17 protein-coding genes are annotated in these 18,082 nt (G+C 41.9%); 1 reads left to right on the top strand and 16 read right to left on the bottom strand.

The window, feature by feature from the left end; translation table 11 throughout:
* Positions 1-3 precede the first annotated feature (3 nt).
* The 13 genes from AC622_RS20210 to AC622_RS20150 all read right to left on the bottom strand — a co-directional run bounded on the left by AC622_RS20210 (position 4) and on the right by AC622_RS20150 (position 14,363).
* Positions 4-792 (bottom strand): two-component system regulatory protein YycI, encoded by a 789-nt coding sequence (locus tag AC622_RS20210; protein ID WP_049672671.1) that lies wholly within the window; start codon positions 790-792, stop codon positions 4-6.
* Positions 779-2,098: a YycH family regulatory protein gene (locus AC622_RS20205; RefSeq protein ID WP_049672670.1), complete on the bottom strand. Its 1,320-nt coding sequence runs from the start codon at positions 2,096-2,098 to the stop codon at positions 779-781. Before AC622_RS20205 ends, AC622_RS20210 begins: the two co-directional genes overlap by 14 nt.
* Positions 2,095-3,918, bottom strand: coding sequence for a cell wall metabolism sensor histidine kinase WalK (gene walK / locus AC622_RS20200; protein WP_049672669.1), 1,824 nt, complete (start codon positions 3,916-3,918; stop codon positions 2,095-2,097). The genes AC622_RS20205 and walK overlap by 4 nt, the downstream gene beginning before the upstream one ends.
* 5 nt (positions 3,919-3,923) lie before the next feature.
* Positions 3,924-4,634 (bottom strand): response regulator YycF, encoded by a 711-nt coding sequence (yycF, locus tag AC622_RS20195; RefSeq protein WP_049672668.1) that lies wholly within the window; start codon positions 4,632-4,634, stop codon positions 3,924-3,926.
* Between the two features lie 604 nt (positions 4,635-5,238).
* Entirely contained in the window at positions 5,239-6,528 is a 1,290-nt protein-coding gene (locus AC622_RS20190; protein ID WP_049672667.1) for an adenylosuccinate synthase, read from the bottom strand.
* 185 nt (positions 6,529-6,713) lie between these two features.
* Positions 6,714-8,078 (bottom strand): replicative DNA helicase, encoded by a 1,365-nt coding sequence (gene dnaB / locus AC622_RS20185; RefSeq protein WP_049672666.1) that lies wholly within the window; start codon positions 8,076-8,078, stop codon positions 6,714-6,716.
* Positions 8,079-8,312: 234 nt separating this feature from the next.
* On the bottom strand, positions 8,313-8,759 hold the full coding sequence (gene rplI, locus AC622_RS20180) for a 50S ribosomal protein L9 (protein WP_049672665.1): 447 nt from the start codon (positions 8,757-8,759) through the stop codon (positions 8,313-8,315).
* Complete coding sequence (locus tag AC622_RS20175; protein ID WP_049672664.1) at positions 8,756-10,729, bottom strand: DHH family phosphoesterase; 1,974 nt, start codon at positions 10,727-10,729, stop codon at positions 8,756-8,758. The genes rplI and AC622_RS20175 overlap by 4 nt, the downstream gene beginning before the upstream one ends.
* Before the next feature lie 675 nt (positions 10,730-11,404).
* A complete protein-coding gene (gene rpsR / locus AC622_RS20170) occupies positions 11,405-11,647 on the bottom strand; it encodes a 30S ribosomal protein S18 (RefSeq protein WP_049672663.1) in 243 nt (80 codons plus the stop codon).
* 54 nt (positions 11,648-11,701) lie between these two features.
* The gene (ssb, locus tag AC622_RS20165) at positions 11,702-12,208 is read right to left on the bottom strand and encodes a single-stranded DNA-binding protein (protein WP_049672662.1); all 507 of its coding nucleotides are present in this window, start codon (positions 12,206-12,208) and stop codon (positions 11,702-11,704) included.
* A 60-nt stretch (positions 12,209-12,268) separates the two neighbouring features.
* On the bottom strand, positions 12,269-12,562 hold the full coding sequence (gene rpsF / locus AC622_RS20160; protein WP_269431797.1) for a 30S ribosomal protein S6: 294 nt from the start codon (positions 12,560-12,562) through the stop codon (positions 12,269-12,271).
* A 329-nt stretch (positions 12,563-12,891) separates the two neighbouring features.
* Positions 12,892-13,992 carry a redox-regulated ATPase YchF gene (gene ychF, locus AC622_RS20155; protein WP_049672660.1) on the bottom strand — a complete coding sequence of 367 codons (1,101 nt, stop codon included), beginning with the start codon at positions 13,990-13,992 and terminating at the stop codon, positions 12,892-12,894.
* A gap of 128 nt (positions 13,993-14,120) precedes the next feature.
* A complete protein-coding gene (locus AC622_RS20150) occupies positions 14,121-14,363 on the bottom strand; it encodes a DUF951 domain-containing protein (RefSeq protein ID WP_049673092.1) in 243 nt (80 codons plus the stop codon).
* A gap of 396 nt (positions 14,364-14,759) precedes the next feature.
* Between AC622_RS20150 and yyaC the strand changes: the two genes are divergently transcribed.
* A complete protein-coding gene (yyaC, locus tag AC622_RS20145; RefSeq protein WP_049672659.1) occupies positions 14,760-15,392 on the top strand; it encodes a spore protease YyaC in 633 nt (210 codons plus the stop codon).
* A 31-nt stretch (positions 15,393-15,423) separates the two neighbouring features.
* On the opposite strand, the gene AC622_RS20140 is transcribed toward yyaC, so the two are convergent.
* The 3 genes from AC622_RS20140 to noc form a co-directional block, all read right to left on the bottom strand.
* The gene (locus AC622_RS20140) at positions 15,424-16,266 is read right to left on the bottom strand and encodes a ParB/RepB/Spo0J family partition protein (protein WP_049673091.1); all 843 of its coding nucleotides are present in this window, start codon (positions 16,264-16,266) and stop codon (positions 15,424-15,426) included.
* Between the two features lie 4 nt (positions 16,267-16,270).
* Entirely contained in the window at positions 16,271-17,032 is a 762-nt protein-coding gene (locus tag AC622_RS20135; protein ID WP_049672658.1) for a ParA family protein, read from the bottom strand.
* 179 nt (positions 17,033-17,211) lie between these two features.
* On the bottom strand, positions 17,212-18,078 hold the full coding sequence (noc, locus tag AC622_RS20130) for a nucleoid occlusion protein (RefSeq protein ID WP_049672657.1): 867 nt from the start codon (positions 18,076-18,078) through the stop codon (positions 17,212-17,214).
* Positions 18,079-18,082: the final 4 nt, after the last annotated feature.

The raw sequence follows: 18,082 nt of genomic DNA, 5'->3' as shown, positions 1-18,082 counted from the left end.
TCCTCACTCCGTTAAATTCTCTTCTTCTGTATTCAATACTTCACTATCGGTTCCTTTAACGAAATAATCCTCCTGTCCATTCACCTTGAAATGCCAGGTTGGCACAAGCACCAAGATTTCAGACTCCGTCACTTCAATCAGCGTGTAATACCCCAGCTCAGGATCTGTGACTTTGCTGCCATTCGTTAAATATCCATTCGTCAGCAAGCTTCCCAATGCTTTCACAGCTGGGTCGATGGCTTGATTATCGTTAAATTCCTCGATATTATCGAGCATGGTCTGCTCATAACTCACTACTTGATCTTTCTCATTCAATTGAAAGACGATCTGGGCGTTCTGATTATTAAAAAGCATCCGCCCATTATAAACTTGATTATAAATAATGGATTGGCCTTCCTTGCGCCAAAACTTATAAGAATCACCAGCTGTTATATTTTTCTCCATAAATGTTTGCAGTTCGTAATATTTCCCCTCGCCTGTTCCAATTGCTATCGGTTTCTCTAGTTGGGAAAGAATTGTGTGTTCGTCACCAAGAACAGCATCTTGATTCTTGAGACCTCGGATATCACTTTCTGTGAATACCTTTGCCTTTGCACTAATCGTTTTCTCAGTAACAGACCCGCTTGGCATGGATGAGTACACTATACCAGCATCCTTCAGCTTTTCCTCAAGGGTTGTTTCTTTATTGATTTCAAGCTTGGCTGCCTTGAAATCAATGAACTGATAAAGAAGAAAAATATCTAGAATGAGGAAGACAATAATGAATAGACTCTTTGTTTTATTCCAATCCATCCAAGATGCCTCCCTTAGTCTTATCCGTTATCGTTACCCAGGACTGGTCGTAATAGAAATACCATGTCGGTTTTAAGACGATAATATCTGTGCCAGTACTCTCATCAATCGTCATCATATACCCGATCGTCATGTCGGTGAGCTTATCTGGATTATATTGCTTGCTCATGCTTTCTTTAAAGACGGCGAGCGCATCCTCCGCTGCTGGCAAAGTATTCTCACTTTGTGTCAGAGCCTTATCACCGAGATACACATATGGACGCTCATACACCTTCACATTCTCCGTGCCCCATTCAACATCATATTCTGAGATACCTGTGTCATTAAATACAGGCAGGCCGGATATATAGAGGCGATAGAGGATATCTCTATTTCTCTCATCCAATGCAGCATAACGATATCGTTGATCCCAGCCTGCATGGGTGTTAATCCAATCAATACTTCTTTGGAGGATATGAGTATCTGTATTTTTCTCTTCCTTTGCACCCACAGCAAGGTTCTTATACTCAATCATCATGGTTTTGGAGTTTGCCTTCAGGAGGCTTGATCCATCTGTATAAAAATCGCCTTCCTGTTTCACTGTATCAGGAACAGAGAATAAGGCCTTCATGAAACTTGTTGCGGATACAAATTTGGTTAAATAGCTGTATCCTGTTACCTTTTGCCTGCCAGCTGGCACAATAACAGATTGTTGATCGGTAATGGCAATCTTCTCATACCTTACATAATTCTCTGTCTTTGCATAGGAAGAAGCAAACTGCTCAAGCACCTCAGGTTCAAGAGCTGCTGTCACTACTGTCTCTTCATCCTCTGAAATGAAATAAACCGCATGATTACTATCACCGATGTTCTCCGTAAAGACCACAATTCGGTCAAAGTTGATATCTGGCACGCTGCTATCTTCAATCTTCAAATACTTTTTATAGAAGGATAAAGGCACATGATCATTGAATATGACTTCAATCGCCCCATCCTGCTCCATTAATTCCTTTATAGATTTCACATCATATTTCTCAGATTGGTTCTGGAAATTAAAGAGACTAAACCGTTTGATGGAATCAATCATTTCCGGCACCAGTTCATCCGAATAGGTTCCGTAATAGGAGCCTCGGGTATGGTACAGTACCTTGACCGGCTGCACGACCTCATCAGGCTCCATATTGCCATTGCTCGTAATTTTCGTCTGGACATATTGAGAGCTGTCAATCTCATAAGTCGGCTGATAGAACCAATATGACCAAGTAAGCAATCCGCTGATTACAATTAAGGAGAACAATAAAATATTTTTTAATCCTTCCCAGCTCATTCCCAATCATCCTCTTGTAAAGGTTCATATGGAAGCGTAAAGAAGACGGTTGTCCCTTTTCCTTCCTCGCTTGATGCCCATATTTGCCCCTTATGTGCTTCAATCATTTCTTTTGCGATAGCAAGACCTAAGCCGGTGCCGCCCATCTTCCGTGAGCGTGCTTTGTCGACACGGTAGAATCGCTCAAAAATTCGTGAGACATTCTCTTTTGGAATTCCCATTCCCTCATCGCGGACGCTGACTTCAATATTTGGTCCAATGACCTGAAGCTTAAAGGTAACCTGTCCGCCCTCTGGGGAATACTTTAAGGCATTGGAAATGATATTATCAAGTACCTGCGTTATTTTGTCTTCATCAATCTCCACACCAATTGATTCATCAGGAATAAGACGCTTGAAGGTCACATCCCTAGATTTTGTCATTTCAAAACGGTCAATCACACGATGGAAGTATCGGCCAAAGTCTACCCACGTTGTCGATAATTGATAATCTGTGCTATCGAGCTTAGACAATTGAAGAAGGTCATTCACCAAACGAATCATCCGTTCTGTTTCTGTCTGAGCTGTATTCAAGAATTTCGGTGCAAGCTCCCCATCATGCATCGCACCTTCTGCCAATGCCTCAAGATAGCTTCGCATTGTCGTCAATGGCGTTCGCAATTCATGAGATACATTGGCTACGAATTCTCTACGTTCCTCATCAATCTTTTCCTGTTCGGTAATATCATGCAAAACGACAATCAATCCATTCACAAAGCCTGTTTCACGCTGAATAATGGAGAAGTTTGCTCTTAAATATAACAGCTTTTTATCAGAGCTGTGATCTAAAATAATCGATTCCTTTTCATTCAATAGCTGATTAAATGTATAGGAATCTTCTAATCCTAATACTTCTGTCACTGGCTTCGATAAAGATGTTTCACGTGAAACCTTCAGCATGGAAAGAGCCGTATCATTAATTAAAATGACACGTCCTCGCCTGTCAGTCGTCAGCACCCCATCTGTCATATTGGTTAGAACAGATGATAGCTTCCGCTTCTCTGCCTCTGTTGTGGCTTGAGCATCCTGAAGCTTCTTCGTCAAGTTGTTGAAGGCCACAGCCAGCTGCCCAATCTCATCATCACTATAGACTTTTACTTTTCGAGAATAGTTTCCGCGTGACATCGCCATTGTTTGCCTTCTCATGTCCGAGATTGGCTTGGTAATCGTCTGAGCTAGCAAAACACCCAATATAGCTGTTACAGCCAGGGAGATAATTGTGGCCTTTGCCATAATCGTGTTGATTTGTTCAAGCTCCTCGTAGACATTCTCAATCTTCGTTATTAAGTACAGATTGCCAATGACAACATCATCCTCTGTCATGAGCGGCTCAGACCATAGGAGAATTCGTTCGGCAGTACCCGCATCTATCCGAATATCCTTCTGAGCCGTCCCCTGATTAAAGGCCGTCATGACCATCTTATCGTTAAAACGAGTTCCGACAATATCCTGATTCTCAGCAGAGGAGCCGATGACCTTGTAATCTTGGTCCATGACACGAATCTCCAAAATATCATCAGAATCATAATCCCCAATGGTGGTTTCAATATCCTCCATCAAAGTCGGATCACCGACCTTACGCGTTTCGGTGATCTCCTTCTCAAGACTATATTTCAAAATCGTAACCCGCTCTTGAATAGAGCTCTTGAAGCTGTCTAATAACTGCTGCTCCAGGCGCTGGGCAAAATAAACACCAATAATCTGCATCGCTACAAAGATTAGAAGCAAATAGATTAATACGAATTTAAAGTAAATCGATTTAAAAAAGCCGACTTTTTTCATAAGAGTTACTCCTGTTCTGGGTGACGGAGATAATAGCCAACTCCTCTTCTCGTAACAATCCATGCCGGATGGCTCGGATTATCCTCTATCTTCTCCCTTAGACGTCTAACTGTAACGTCGACTGTTCTTACATCTCCGTAGTAATCATAGCCCCATACTGTTTGCAGAAGATGCTCCCGTGTCATAACTTGTCCAATATGCTTCGCTAAATAGAAAAGCAGCTCGAATTCACGATGAGTGAGTTCGATTGTCTCCCCTCTTTTCGATACCATATAGGAATCTGGGTGAATAACCAGATTGCCGACAGTGATTTCGTTCGTTTCCTCCTGCTCATCCTGCTGGGTTGCCGCATGCTTCTGTCGGCGAAGATTTGCCTTAACACGCGCAATCAACTCACGCGTACTGAAAGGCTTTGTCACATAGTCATCTGCTCCAAGCTCAAGACCGAGCACTTTATCGATTTCAGAATCCTTCGCGGTCAGCATGATGATTGGCATATCGTATTTCTTTCTTACCTCCCGGCACACTTCCATTCCATCCTGCTGTGGGAGCATAATATCAAGTAAAATCAAATCAGGTTGTATCTCTTCAACGAGCTTGATTGCATCATTGCCATCATAAGCACAATACACCTCAAACCCTTCCTTCTTTAAATTAAACTGGAGTATGTCAGCAATTGGTTTCTCATCATCAACGACTAAAATTTTCTTATCCATTACAGCGACTCCTTTACCTAGCTTATAAATCTATATAAAAACAGGACAAAACTTGTCCCATTTTCTATAAACTCCTTCAAACTTACTTTATCATTTCTCCTTGATTAGGTCACCTTTTTAAGAAAAAATCCAGTTATCTACTGGAATAAGCGATAAATACCAATTTCCTTATATTCCCGCAAACGAAGCTTTGTAAACAGGCTGCTCCGCTCATATTTTCACTTTTTTATCATTTTCTTTGCTGTTTGTACCTGTATTTCCTTTCCATTCGTATCAATGAAATCTTATACAAAAAAAAAGAGGTTGGAACATGACTGAATTTGCCGTGTCCAAAAACGAATGTTGCGCTGACATCTAGGCTTGATTAATCTAAATCGCTGATCCTCGTTGCAGGCGGCTGAATCTAAGGGCGGACGGGGTGCTTTGGCAATCTGCGTGGTCACCCCTGTCCGCTGACCACGCAGGAGTCAACAGCTTGAAACGTTAATTACCGGTATTCTACTATCATCATTCATTTTTAACAGAGCTAAGGAAAAAAGGACTGAGAATATGTATTCTCAGTCCTTTTTTGTACAAGCTCGGCAAGGCTGCCTTGCTATCCTTATTAAAGTCCGTATGGGTTGCGCAATACATTGGTTTGATTGCGGTCTGGTCCAACAGAGAAAATGGACAATGGAATGCCTGTCAGCTGTGATACGCGTTCCAGGTAAGTTCTAGCATTCGCTGGGAGGTCTGAGAGCGTCTTCGCTCCTGTAATATCCTCCGTCCAGCCAGGAAGCTCCTCATAGACCGGCTCACATTCAGCTAGCACTTTCAGACTTGCCGGGAACTCTTCCATGATTTGTCCTTTGTAGCGGTAAGCCACACAAATCTTCAATGTCTCAATACCAGTCAAGACATCAATGGAGTTCAAGGAAAGGTCAGTCAATCCGCTCACACGGCGGGCATGTCTTACAACAACACTGTCGAACCAGCCAACACGACGCGGGCGTCCAGTTGTTGTCCCGTACTCTCTTCCTACCTCCCTGATCTGGTCGCCAATCTCATTGTGAAGCTCAGTTGGGAAAGGTCCATCCCCTACACGAGTTGTGTATGCTTTGCACACACCGACAACATGATTGATTTTGGACGGGCCGACACCAGCTCCGATTGTGACTCCCCCTGCTACTGGGTTAGAGGAAGTAACAAATGGATAAGTACCTTGGTCAATATCAAGCATAACCCCTTGTGCACCTTCAAAAAGAACGCGACGACCCTCATCAAGGGCATCATTTAAAACAACAGATGTATCACATACATATTTCTTGATCTGCTGTCCATACTCATAATATTCTTCAAAGAAATCAGCTAGGGTAAATCCTTCTGTCTCATAGAATTTCTCGAGCATCCGGTTCTTTTCCTCTAGATTTCGTGTCAATTTTTCTTCAAATACTTCACGATCAAGCAAGTCAGCAATGCGGATGCCGATACGGGCAGCTTTATCCATATAAGCAGGCCCAATGCCTTTTTTCGTTGTACCAATCTTATTGGCTCCCTTGCGTTCTTCTTCTACCTCATCCAGCTTCAAGTGATAGGGAAGAATAACGTGAGCACGATTAGAAATACGAAGATTGTCGGTAGAAACACCGCGTTCATGTAAATAAGCAAGCTCTCCGATTAAAGCCTTTGGATCAACGACCATCCCATTACCGATAACGGAAATTTTGTCCTTATAGAAAATTCCTGATGGAATTAAATGTAGCTTATATGTTTCGCCATTAAACTTAATAGTATGTCCTGCGTTATTGCCCCCTTGATAACGAGCAATGACTTCTGCATTTTCAGAGAGAAAATCAGTGATCTTCCCTTTCCCTTCGTCTCCCCACTGTGTACCAACTACAACTACTGAAGACATTCTGACACCTCCAAAATTTATGAGCAATCAGCATATGCTTTTTGCTTAACAAACATACTTAGTGTACCAATATCGAGCAGGATTATCAAGAAAAACACGAACATTTTTATTGGATAATTAAAGTATGTTCGTGATTATTTTAGGGATATAAAAAATCCGCCCCATTCAGGCAGCGGATTCTCTTATTATGCACCAGTCGGAAACGCGTCATTCTCAAACCTTCGTTCCAGATTGACGAATTTATTGTATTCTTTCACAAAGGCAAGCTGCACCGTACCGACCGGGCCATTCCTTTGTTTCGCAATAATGATTTCAATGACATTTTGGTTCTCTGTTTCTTTATCATAGTAGTCTTCCCTGTAGAGGAAGGCTACAATATCGGCATCCTGCTCAATACTCCCGGATTCACGAATATCAGACATCATTGGACGTTTATCTTGACGCTGCTCCACTCCACGGGAAAGCTGGGAAAGGGCAATAACCGGCACCTCAAGCTCACGGGCCAGCGCCTTTAAGGAACGGGAAATCTCAGATACCTCCTGCTGCCTGTTCTCACCGGAACGGCCATTCCCTTGGATTAGCTGCAAGTAGTCAATCAAGATCATGCCAAGACCATGCTCCTGTTTAAGACGACGGCATTTAGAGCGGATTTCACTAATGCGAACCCCCGGTGTATCATCAATAAAGATTCCTGAATTGGACAGGCTCCCCATCGCAAGCGTTAGCTTTCTCCAATCCTCATCTGTCAATGAGCCTGTACGTAAGTTCTGGGCATTAATATTCCCCTCAGCGCATAGCATACGCATGACAAGCTGTTCAGCTCCCATCTCCAGGGAGAAGATGGCAACATTCTCATCGGTTTTTGTTGCGACGTTTTGGGCAATATTTAAGGCAAAGGCTGTTTTACCAACAGATGGACGTGCAGCGACAATGATCAGGTCATTACGCTGGAATCCCGCTGTCATCTTATCTAAATCATTAAACCCTGTCGGAATACCAGTAATATCACCGACACGATTATGCAAAAGTTCAATATTATCATATGTCCGAACAAGGACATCCTTAATATTATGGAAGGCACCCGCATTTTTGCGTGAAGCAACTTCCATAATGCTCTTTTCTGCTTCTCCAAGCAGGCTTTCCACTTCATCCTCACGTGAATAACCATCTTGAACGATTCCCGTCGCCGTATTAATCAATCGGCGCAGTACAGATTTCTCTTCTACGATTCGAGCGTAATACTCAATATTAGCCGCTGTTGGCACAGAAGAGGCAAGCTCTGTTAAATAAGACACACCGCCAACTTCTTCAAGCTGTTTCGTTGCGCTAAGCTCTTCTGTTACCGTCACTAGGTCGACGGCTTTCCCCGTGTCATTCAGCTTGAGCATAACGAGGAAAATCTTTTGATGTGCGCTTCGATAAAAGTCCTCCGGAAGAAGAATCTCCGAAGCTAGTATAAGTGAGGAAGGCACAAGAAAGATTGCTCCTAATACAGCCTGTTCGGCTTCCACGTTTTGTGGCGGTACCAAATCAGTAAAGAGCTCATTCATTCGGCAAACCCCCTTTGTATAATAAGGCCCTTCTGACAATCGTTCATGCCTGGGCATCTCTAATATCATTCATACTGTTTGTTCTTCTATTGTATATGGAAATGAACAGAATAGGTATAGGTAATTATTTATTAATTTATCCACTAAAATCTATCATACTAAAAAAAAGTGATGAAATCAGCTTTTGAGCTTTTCATCACTTTTTTTCTGAAATTATTTCCCGGAAAATGTCGCTTATTGTTCCTTGACGTGTACATTTAAGGTAGCTGTCACTTCATGATGAAGCTTAACAGGCACCTTTGTGTAACCTAAAGATTTAATCGGATTTTCAAGATCAATCTTCCGTTTATCCAGCTTCACTTTATGTTGCTTTTGCATGGCATCAGCAATTTGCTTGCTTGTAATGGAGCCAAAGATGCGGCCGCCGTCGCCAGATTTCGCTTGAAGCTCAACTGTAAGCTTTTCTAAGCTCTCTTTTAGTTTCTTCGCATTTTCAAGCTCTTCCTGGGCAACCTGAGCCTCTTTATTCTTTTGGTTCTCTAATGTCTTCATATTGCCGCCTGTTGCTTCTACAGCGAGTCCTTGTTTAAGCAGGAAATTATGGGCGTATCCGTCAGCCACATTTTTAATTTCCCCTTTTTTCCCTTTACCTTTTACATCTTTCAAGAAAATAACTCTCATGAAATGGTACCTCCTTCTAATTGCTCATCAATTGCTTCTTTCAGCATTTGTTCTGCCTTCAGCATGGATATTTTTTCAAGCTGAGTTGCCGCATTTGTTAAATGACCGCCGCCCCCGAGCTGCTCCATGATGACTTGAACATTGACCTCACCAAGCGACCTTGCACTAACACCAATAATGTCTTCTTCCTTCTTCGCAAGCACGAATGAGGCAGATACACCTTCCATAGACAGCAATGTATCTGCTGCTTGGGCAATCAGCACCTGATCAACATAGCCCGATACCTCTCCGCTTGCAATAGCGACGCCATCCTTGTAGAAATACACATTGCTCAAAAGCTTTGCCCGCTGCAGGTAAGAATCTACACTCTCCTTTAGGAGCCTCTGAACCATGATGGTATCAGCTCCATGGCCTCTTAAGAATGAAGCCGCATCAAAGGTACGCGAACCAGTTCGGAACGTAAAGGATTTCGTATCCACGATAATCCCTGCCAATAAGGCGGTGGATTCAAGCATTTCCAACTTAACCCGGCTCGGTTGATACTCAATCAACTCTGTCACAAGCTCAGCCGTAGAGGACGCATATGGCTCCATATAGACAAGAAGGGAATTATCAATGAATTCCTCCCCTCGCCGGTGGTGATCGATCACCACAATCTTCTCTGTACGAGAAATGATTCTGTCATCGATGACCAGGCTTGGTTTATGTGTATCTACGACAACCAGCAGTGTCTTCTCGGTAATAAGCTCTACACCATTCTCAGGTGATATAAACATGGCATCGAGCTCCGGCTTCTGCTTAATCTCACAGAGCAGTCTCTTAACGCCTGAATCGAGCTCATCCCGATCAAGGATGATATAACCGTCGCGGTCATTCATCTGGGCAATCTTCAATACACCAAGAGAAGAGCCTATGGCATCCATATCAGGGAATTTATGCCCCATTATAATGACCTTATCGCTGTCAATAATCAAGTCACGAAGTGCATGGGAAATAACTCTTGCTCGGACACGCGTCCGTTTCTCCATCGGATTCGTTTTGCCCCCGTAGAATTTCACCTTCCCATTTGGCAGCTTGATGGCTGCCTGGTCCCCACCTCTTCCTAACGCAAGGTCAAGACTGGATTGAGCTATAACACCAAGGTCAGGCAAGGATGGAATTCCACTGCCGATACCGATGCTGAGTGTAAGCGGCACATTCTGTTTAGCTGTCGTTTCCCTTACATCATCAAGGATAGAAAACTTTGTCTTTTCCAGCTCAGTAAGGATGTTTTCATTCATTACTGCAATGAACCGATCTGAGGATATCCTTTTCAAAAAAACACCGTATTCCTTCGCCCAATTATTCAGCAAGGATGTAACGAAGCTATTAAGCCCGCTTTTCCGCTGATCATCCATCCCTTGGGTCACATCATCATAGTTATCAAGGAAGATGATTCCAATAACAGTCTGTTCATCCTCATACAGCTTCTCAATCTCTGTTTGCTCAGTCACATCAAAGAAATAAAGCAGCTTCTCATCCGGTTTATGGACGATACGGTATTCCCGATTATAAAATGTCAGGATGGTCTCGGTCTCCTGTTTGCGGAGAAAAGGAAGCAGCGGTTCTGCCGCCTGTTCTATATACTTGCCTACCAAAGTATCCTCTTCAAGGCATTTGGCCATATATGGATTGGCCCACTCAACTAAAAACTCATCATTGTACAATAAAATGCCAATAGGCATTTCTAAAAGCGCTTCCTCTCCAACCCTCTTTAACCGATAAGAAAGGGTAGAGATGTATACCTCTGTTTCTTTTCGTACTGCAGACTCAATCTGCAGAATCAAAAAGAAAAAGGTGACAAAGAGCAAAGAAGCCACTAATGCAAAAATCCAATTATAATAAGCAAGGATGCCAACAATCATCACGCTTACGCTTATCAAAGCGTAAATCGGATAGCGAATCGCTTGCTTTTTTAAATAAGACGGCATGGTTTCAGCTCCTAATTAAAATGAGGTCAATTATGTATTACATCTATTATACTTGATAGTATAGCACCATGACCAACATGGTAATAATTCTCATGTATATTCAGACATAGCTAATTATCATTTTAGTATAAGTAAAACGAAATAACAGTAATAACGCCTATAATGATATGAACGATCCTTGTTTATTCTCCCCCGAAATCTTTTTTATAAAGCCGGGAATATCTTATCTGTGTAATTCATTCCCCGCATATGCTATTTTGTCCTATATTGATTATATAGCCCTATTCTAAAGGACGATTTCCCTTTTGTTTTTCCCGGTACCATTCCATAGGACACTTTTGTACAGAATGTTATCCATTGATTATATTTCCAAAGGATATGAATAGCAGTGTGGACTTTTAGGGAGATGACGGAGAAGAATATAGATTTTTTGTCCAGAAAAGCGTTCTTCAAAAAGAACAACCGATTTATTTTGTTTCCTATCTATCCCTTAAGATGAAGGTCATCATCACCTCAACAACTTACAGGGGTATTATGTGAATAAATTATATAGTGCTATATCAATTTAGAAAAAATTGAACTACGTCTATCAATGGAGAGTGTTTCTGTCTTCCTTAAAGTCCCTGAAAAATAAAAACACAGCAAGGTCGAAACCTGCTGTGTTTTTTATCGTTCTTACTTATCTTCTGCAACGAATGGAAGAAGAGCCATAGTACGAGCACGTTTAATTGCGATAGTCAATTTACGTTGGTACTTAGCGCTAGTTCCAGTCACACGACGTGGAAGAATTTTTCCGCGTTCAGAGATAAACTTTTTAAGAAGATCTACGTCTTTGTAATCGATGTGCGTAATGCCGTTTGCTGTGAAGTAGCAAACTTTACGGCGTTTTGCACGTCCGCCTCTGCGTCCGCCTGCCATTTGATTCACTCCTTTGAGTTAAATTATATATTTCACACTGCGTTTAAGTTCATTTTAGAATGGAAGGTCATCATCGGAAATATCGATTGTTTGTCCATCATTGCTGAATGGATCATCATCGATTTTCGTATAACTGCTATCCTTCCGTTGATTCTGGTTTTGGCTGCGATTGCCCTGACCGCCAAATGGATTATCATTGCCTCCATATTGGTTTCCGCCCATTCTCTCACCTGATGAGGAGCCTTTTGGCTCAAGGAATTGCACGCTTTCTGCCAGTACCTCGGTTACGTATACACGTTTTCCATCTTGGCCTTCATAGTTACGCGTTTGAATGCGTCCATCGACCCCAGCAAGATTACCCTTCTTCAGATAATTAGCTGCATTTTCTGCTTGGCGGCGCCAAACAACACAGTTAATGAAATCCGTTTCCCGTTCACCTTGTTGATTGGAAAATGTGCGGTTAACCGCTAGCGTGAAAGTAGCAACCGGCACACCATTTGGAGTATAGCGGAGATCAGGATCCTTCGTTAAACGACCTACCAAAATGACACGGTTTATCATCAGAATCAACTCCCGTTATTAGAAAACTGTTCCACATGGAACAAGTAACATCCAATAAAATTATGCTTCTTCTTTAACTACGATATGACGGATGATATCTTCGCTGATTTTAGCAAGACGGTCAAATTCTTGAACAGACTCAGCAGTTTCAGCTTGGATTTTGTTGATCATGTAGTATCCATCACGGAAATCATTGATTTCGTAAGCTAGACGGCGTTTGCCCCATTCTTTTGTTTCAAGAACTTCAGCACCTTTGTCAGCCAAGATGTTGTTAAAACGCTCAACTAGCGCTTTTTTGCTATCTTCCTCAATGTTTGGACGGATGATATACATAATTTCGTATTTTGTCATCACTGTCACCTCCTTTTGGTCTAAACGGCCCAATGGGCAAGGAGCAATTAACGATAATTACTCACAAGAATAGATTATACTACAGCGGAGATTTTATTGCAAGGTTGAGGAGAGTAATGAAAACTTAGCGCGATTTAAACACTTAGCCCATTTTTAAGGGTATTTTCAACAGAACGGCCTCGCACTCCATAGGGTAAGCGAGATCACGAGGCTAGAAACAACTTCCCCTAACATATGGAATGCAAGAACATAAAAAAACTGTAGGCACAATCCTACTCGGATTGTGCCTACAGTCTAAGTGCCAATCACTTGAATGGCTACCTTGCTTATTCTTATACGTTAAAGCGGAAGTGGATGATGTCTCCGTCTTTTACTTCGTATTCTTTTCCTTCAAGGCGGACTTTTCCTGCTTCCTTCGCTGCTGTCATAGAGCCTGCTGCCATGAGGTCGTCGTAGGATACAATTTCTGCACGGATGAAGCCGCGTTCGAAGTCAGAGTGGATGATGCCGGCACATTGTGGTGCTTTCATTCCTTTTCTGAATGTCCATGCACGTACCTCTTGTACACCTGCTGTGAAGTAAGTTGCAAGGCCAAGAAGATTGTAGGATGCGCGAATCAATTGATCTAGGCCGGATTCTTCAATGCCAAGCTCTTCAAGGAACATTTGCTTTTCTTCTCCTTCAAGCTCAGCGATTTCAGACTCGATTTTTGCACAAATAACGATAACTTCTGCTTTTTCACCAGCAGCAAATTCACGTACTTGTTTCACATATTCATTATCCGATGCATCAGCAACCTCGTCTTCATCAACATTCGCTACATATAGAACAGGCTTGACCGTCAATAGGTGAAGACCTTTAACGATTTTTTGCTGTTCATCAGTGAATTCAACGGCTCTAGCTGGCTTTTCTGCCTCAAATGCTTCTTTCAATAAGGAAAGGACTTCAAATTCAGCTACTGCTTCTTTGTCCTTCTGCTTAGCTAGCTTGCCAACGCGTTCAATACGTTTTTCAACTGTTTCCATATCTGCTAAGATAAGCTCCAAGTTGATGGTTTCAATATCATCAATTGGATTTACTCGGCCAGATACATGTGTGATGTTCTCATCAGCGAAGCAGCGGACAACGTGGCAGATGGCGTCTACCTGGCGGATATGTGAAAGGAATTTATTCCCGAGTCCTTCCCCTTTGCTTGCGCCTTTTACGATTCCGGCGATATCGGTGAATTCAAAAGCAGTAGGAACTGTCTTTTTCGGGATGACAAGCTCTGTTAGCTTTTGTAATCTGTGGTCAGGTACTTCAACGATTCCCACGTTTGGATCAATTGTACAGAATGGATAGTTTGCTGATTCTGCACCTGCCTGGGTAATTGCATTAAAAAGTGTGGATTTTCCGACGTTCGGTAATCCAACGATTCCAGCTGTTAATGCCAATTCATTCACTCCTTATGTGTAAAACATGTAAACATGTCAATAATCACTTAAACCTTTTCCAATTATAGAGACTACGTGTGTAAATGACAAGCGGTCGAGTCTGTTTTCTTCCTAGCCTGCTGAGGTATTCAGCTAGCTTCGTGCTTCTCAACAACCTTCTTCATCTTCTTCACGAACTCCTTGCGAGGCAGCATGACACTGTGCCCGCAGCCCTCACATTTAATCCGGATGTCCATGCCAATTCTGATGATCTTCCAGCGGTTCACCCCGCATGGATGCTGTTTCTTCATTTCAACAATATCATTCAAGGCAAATTCTTTCTCATCCAAACTAAACCACCCTTTACCTGTTATTATTTCAAATTCAATCATCCTGTTGTCTTTGTCCGTAAAGTGGAGCATGATCAAGTCTCCGGCTCATAAACTAGCTCACCAAATTGATACAATCCATATTATCATATCCTGTGTTTAGTCATAGGATAAAAAACTCACAAAGGATAAAGTTTTTTAAGTCTTTATTGAATGATATATCAAAATAATTATTCCGTTTTATTCCTGCATTCTAAAATTACTAGATTACCAATTCACTCCATGTTTCTAGTCTATAAGGGAGTGGGTATATTGTATATAGCTTAAAATCTGCTGTCTAAGCAGTCTCAGATAACCATCTCTAAGAGTTATACTTTTAAGCATTTAATTTCAATTCCAATGTATATATATTTTTGCTTTTCCGTATACTGATAGTATCTTTCTTGAGGAGTGGTACAAATGAACATGAGGCCTTCTTTTTTTGAACACCGACACTCAGCCAATCGAATATCTTATGAAGAAGAGAATGCCCATCATGTTCTCTCCAAAGAAATCATTTCTCTTTTACCTAAGGAAAGGAATCGTCCAATCGTCATTGTTTGCATCGGGACTGACAGATCAACTGGTGATGCTCTAGGACCTTTGATTGGAACCCTTCTAAGTGAAAAGCCTTTAGCAAACTTCTATGTTTACGGAACATTGGATGATCCAATCCACGCTGTTAACTTAGAGGAAAAATTAGCGAATATCCATCAATTACACGATAACCCGTTCATCATAGGGATTGATGCGTGCCTCGGTAAAGTCAAAAGCGTCGGCATTATTCAAATCGGGAAAGGACCCGTTAAACCGGGTGCCGGAGTCAATAAGGAACTGCCTAATGTGGGCGATGCCCATATTACAGGAATTGTAAATGTCAGTGGCTTTATGGAATTCTTTGTCCTGCAAAATACACGTCTTAACCTAGTGCTGAAGATGGCCAAAACCATCTCCAGAGGCATATACTTAGCCGGCCTTTCCTATAATCATGCCAACTCAGTTTCACCTACATTTAATTGGAATTATGAGGATGAACACCTTCAGGAAAACTGAAAAAATAAAAAAACCATTAAAAATGGTTTTTTTATTTGTCCAGCATTTCAAGGATTCTCTCTAAATCATCATCTGAGAAGAATTCAATTTCAATCTTTCCACGTTTCTTTGATTTCTTGATTGTTACAGAAGTTCCAAATCGTTCCCGCAGATGACTTTCACGCTCTTGAATGAAAATATCCTTAGGCGGCTCCTTCTTTGTTTCACGTGAAACATTCTCGTTTTGATTATGAATAATCTCCTCTAGCTGTCTCACATTTAAGTTAGCTTTAATCGCTTTGTCGGCAATCGGCTTTATTAAGCTCTTATTCTTTAATCCTAATAGAGCACGTCCATGTCCCATGGATAGTTTGCCATTAGAGATGTAATCCTGAATGTCATCTGGCAGGGATAATAAACGGATGTGATTGGCAATATGAGGGCGGCTTTTCCCCATTCTTTTTGCCAGTTCTTCTTGTGTGATATCGAGTTTTCGAAGGAGTGCCTGATAGGCTGCGCCCTCTTCCACAGGATTTAAATCCTCGCGCTGCAGATTCTCCAGCAGGGCCAATTCCATCATCTGTCTATCATCGAATTCACGAACGACGACCGGAACTGTTTTAAGCTTCGCTTCTTTTGCAGCACGGAACCTTCTTTCCCCTGCGACAATTTCATACCCTTTAATGCTGCTTTTTCGGACGATCAATGGCTGCAGAATGCCATGCTGTAAGATAGAATTCTTTAATTCTTCGATGGCATCCTCCTGAAATGACTTCCTCGGCTGATAAGGGTTGGGCCGCAAATCGGAGAGTTTAACTTCCTCTATGGATTCCTCTTTGCTGACTTCCATATTAGTAATTAAGGCATTAAGACCTTTCCCAAGTCCCTTTCCCAGTCCTTTACCCATTTGCAACCACTTCCTTTGCCAAGTCTATATATACTTCTGCGCCACGTGATTTTGGGTCATAAATAATAATGGGCTCCCCGTGGCTTGGTGCCTCACTTAATCGGACTGTACGAGGAATAATTGTCTTATAAACTTTATCCTGGAAGTACTTCTTCACTTCATCAATGACTTGAATGCCAAGATTTGTCCGAGCATCAAGCATGGTGAGAAGCACTCCTTCTATCTTTAATTGTTGATTTAAATGCTTTTGAACTAGACGTACTGTGTTGAGTAATTGACTGAGGCCTTCAAGGGCGTAGTATTCACATTGCACAGGTATAAGTACAGCATCAGAAGCTGTTAGGGAATTAAGCGTTAATAATCCTAAAGAAGGAGGGCAGTCAATGATAATGTAATCGTATTGATCAGACACTTCCTCAAGAGCCCTTTTTAAGCGGACTTCCCGAGAAATGGTCGGAACGAGCTCAATTTCTGCGCCGGCTAGTTGAATCGTTGCCGGGATTACATCGAGATTTTCTACCTTGGTCGGTTTGATTACATCGGCTACCTCGACATCATCTATGAGGACATCATATATGCACTGTTCTACGTCAGCTTTCTCTATCCCTACTCCACTGGTCGCATTCCCTTGAGGGTCAATGTCGACTAGCAAAACTTTTTTTCCTATGTACGCCAAGCAGGCCCCCAAATTGACGGAAGTCGTTGTTTTACCAACTCCCCCCTTTTGGTTTGCTATGGATATTACTTTTCCCATGTTGTCACCTGCCCCATTTCTCATTCATCTTGTAACGTATTCTATTTTATCATGTTTCCAATTTTCGAGGTCCATATATTTATAATATTGTAAAGAAAATAACGAAATATGTAAAAACGTATCATAAATGAAAAAAACCAGGCAATCTTCTTGATTGCCTGGAGCATAAATAAACAAAATTATTGCTTCTTTTTTGGGATGCGGATTGTAATTTGGTAGAAATCATCAAATTCCGCTTCCTCTGAATCTAGGTTTATCCCATTATCTTTCACCATAGTCATAGATTGCCTGATTGTATTAACGGCAATTCTCATATCCTTGCTGAACGCTTTACGGATTGAGCGCGGCTTCTTCTCTGTATCTTTGGATAGAAGCTTATTGACCCGCTCTTCTGTCTGTTTGACATTCAAGCCCTTTTCAATAATCTCTTCCACAAGCTTGTCCTGTAATTCAGCATCCTTTAGTGGAATGAGTGAACGGGCATGTCTTTCTGTGATTTGCTTATTCATGACAGCAGATTGGACAGTTTCTGGCAGCTTTAAGAGGCGAATCTTGTTCGCAACGGTTGATTGTCCAATACCTAGCTGGTTAGCAAGTCCTTCTTGTGTCAATTGATGGAGTTCAATCAGCTGACTGTACGCGATGGCTTCTTCAATCGGGGAAAGTTCTTCACGCTGAAGATTCTCAATCAAGGCCACAGAAGCTGTTTCCGTGTCAGATAAATTATTGATAATTGCCGGGATGGTTTCCCATCCTAATTTACTGACGGCCCGAAAACGTCTTTCTCCGGCGATGATTTCATAACGGCCTTCCTGAAGTTCACGCACGACGATTGGCTGGATAATTCCATGGGTTTCAATGGTTTGGGCAAGCTCATTGATTTTCTCATCAACAAAAACGCTCCGTGGTTGAAAACGATTCGGAGTGATGGAATTAATTGGAATTTCATGAACTTCATTCCTTATTTCTTCCATCTGATGATGTTCTTCTATAGTCTCTTCCTTTTCTCCAAGCCCAAAAAAACGTGAAAAAGGATGTTTACTCATCCCT

It is taken from the genome of Bacillus sp. FJAT-27916 (assembly GCF_001183965.1).
Lineage (GTDB): Bacteria > Bacillota > Bacilli > Bacillales > Pradoshiaceae > Pradoshia.
The sequence above is the reverse complement of the archived record's forward strand: the minus strand, read 5'-3'. Positions and strand labels throughout refer to the sequence as shown.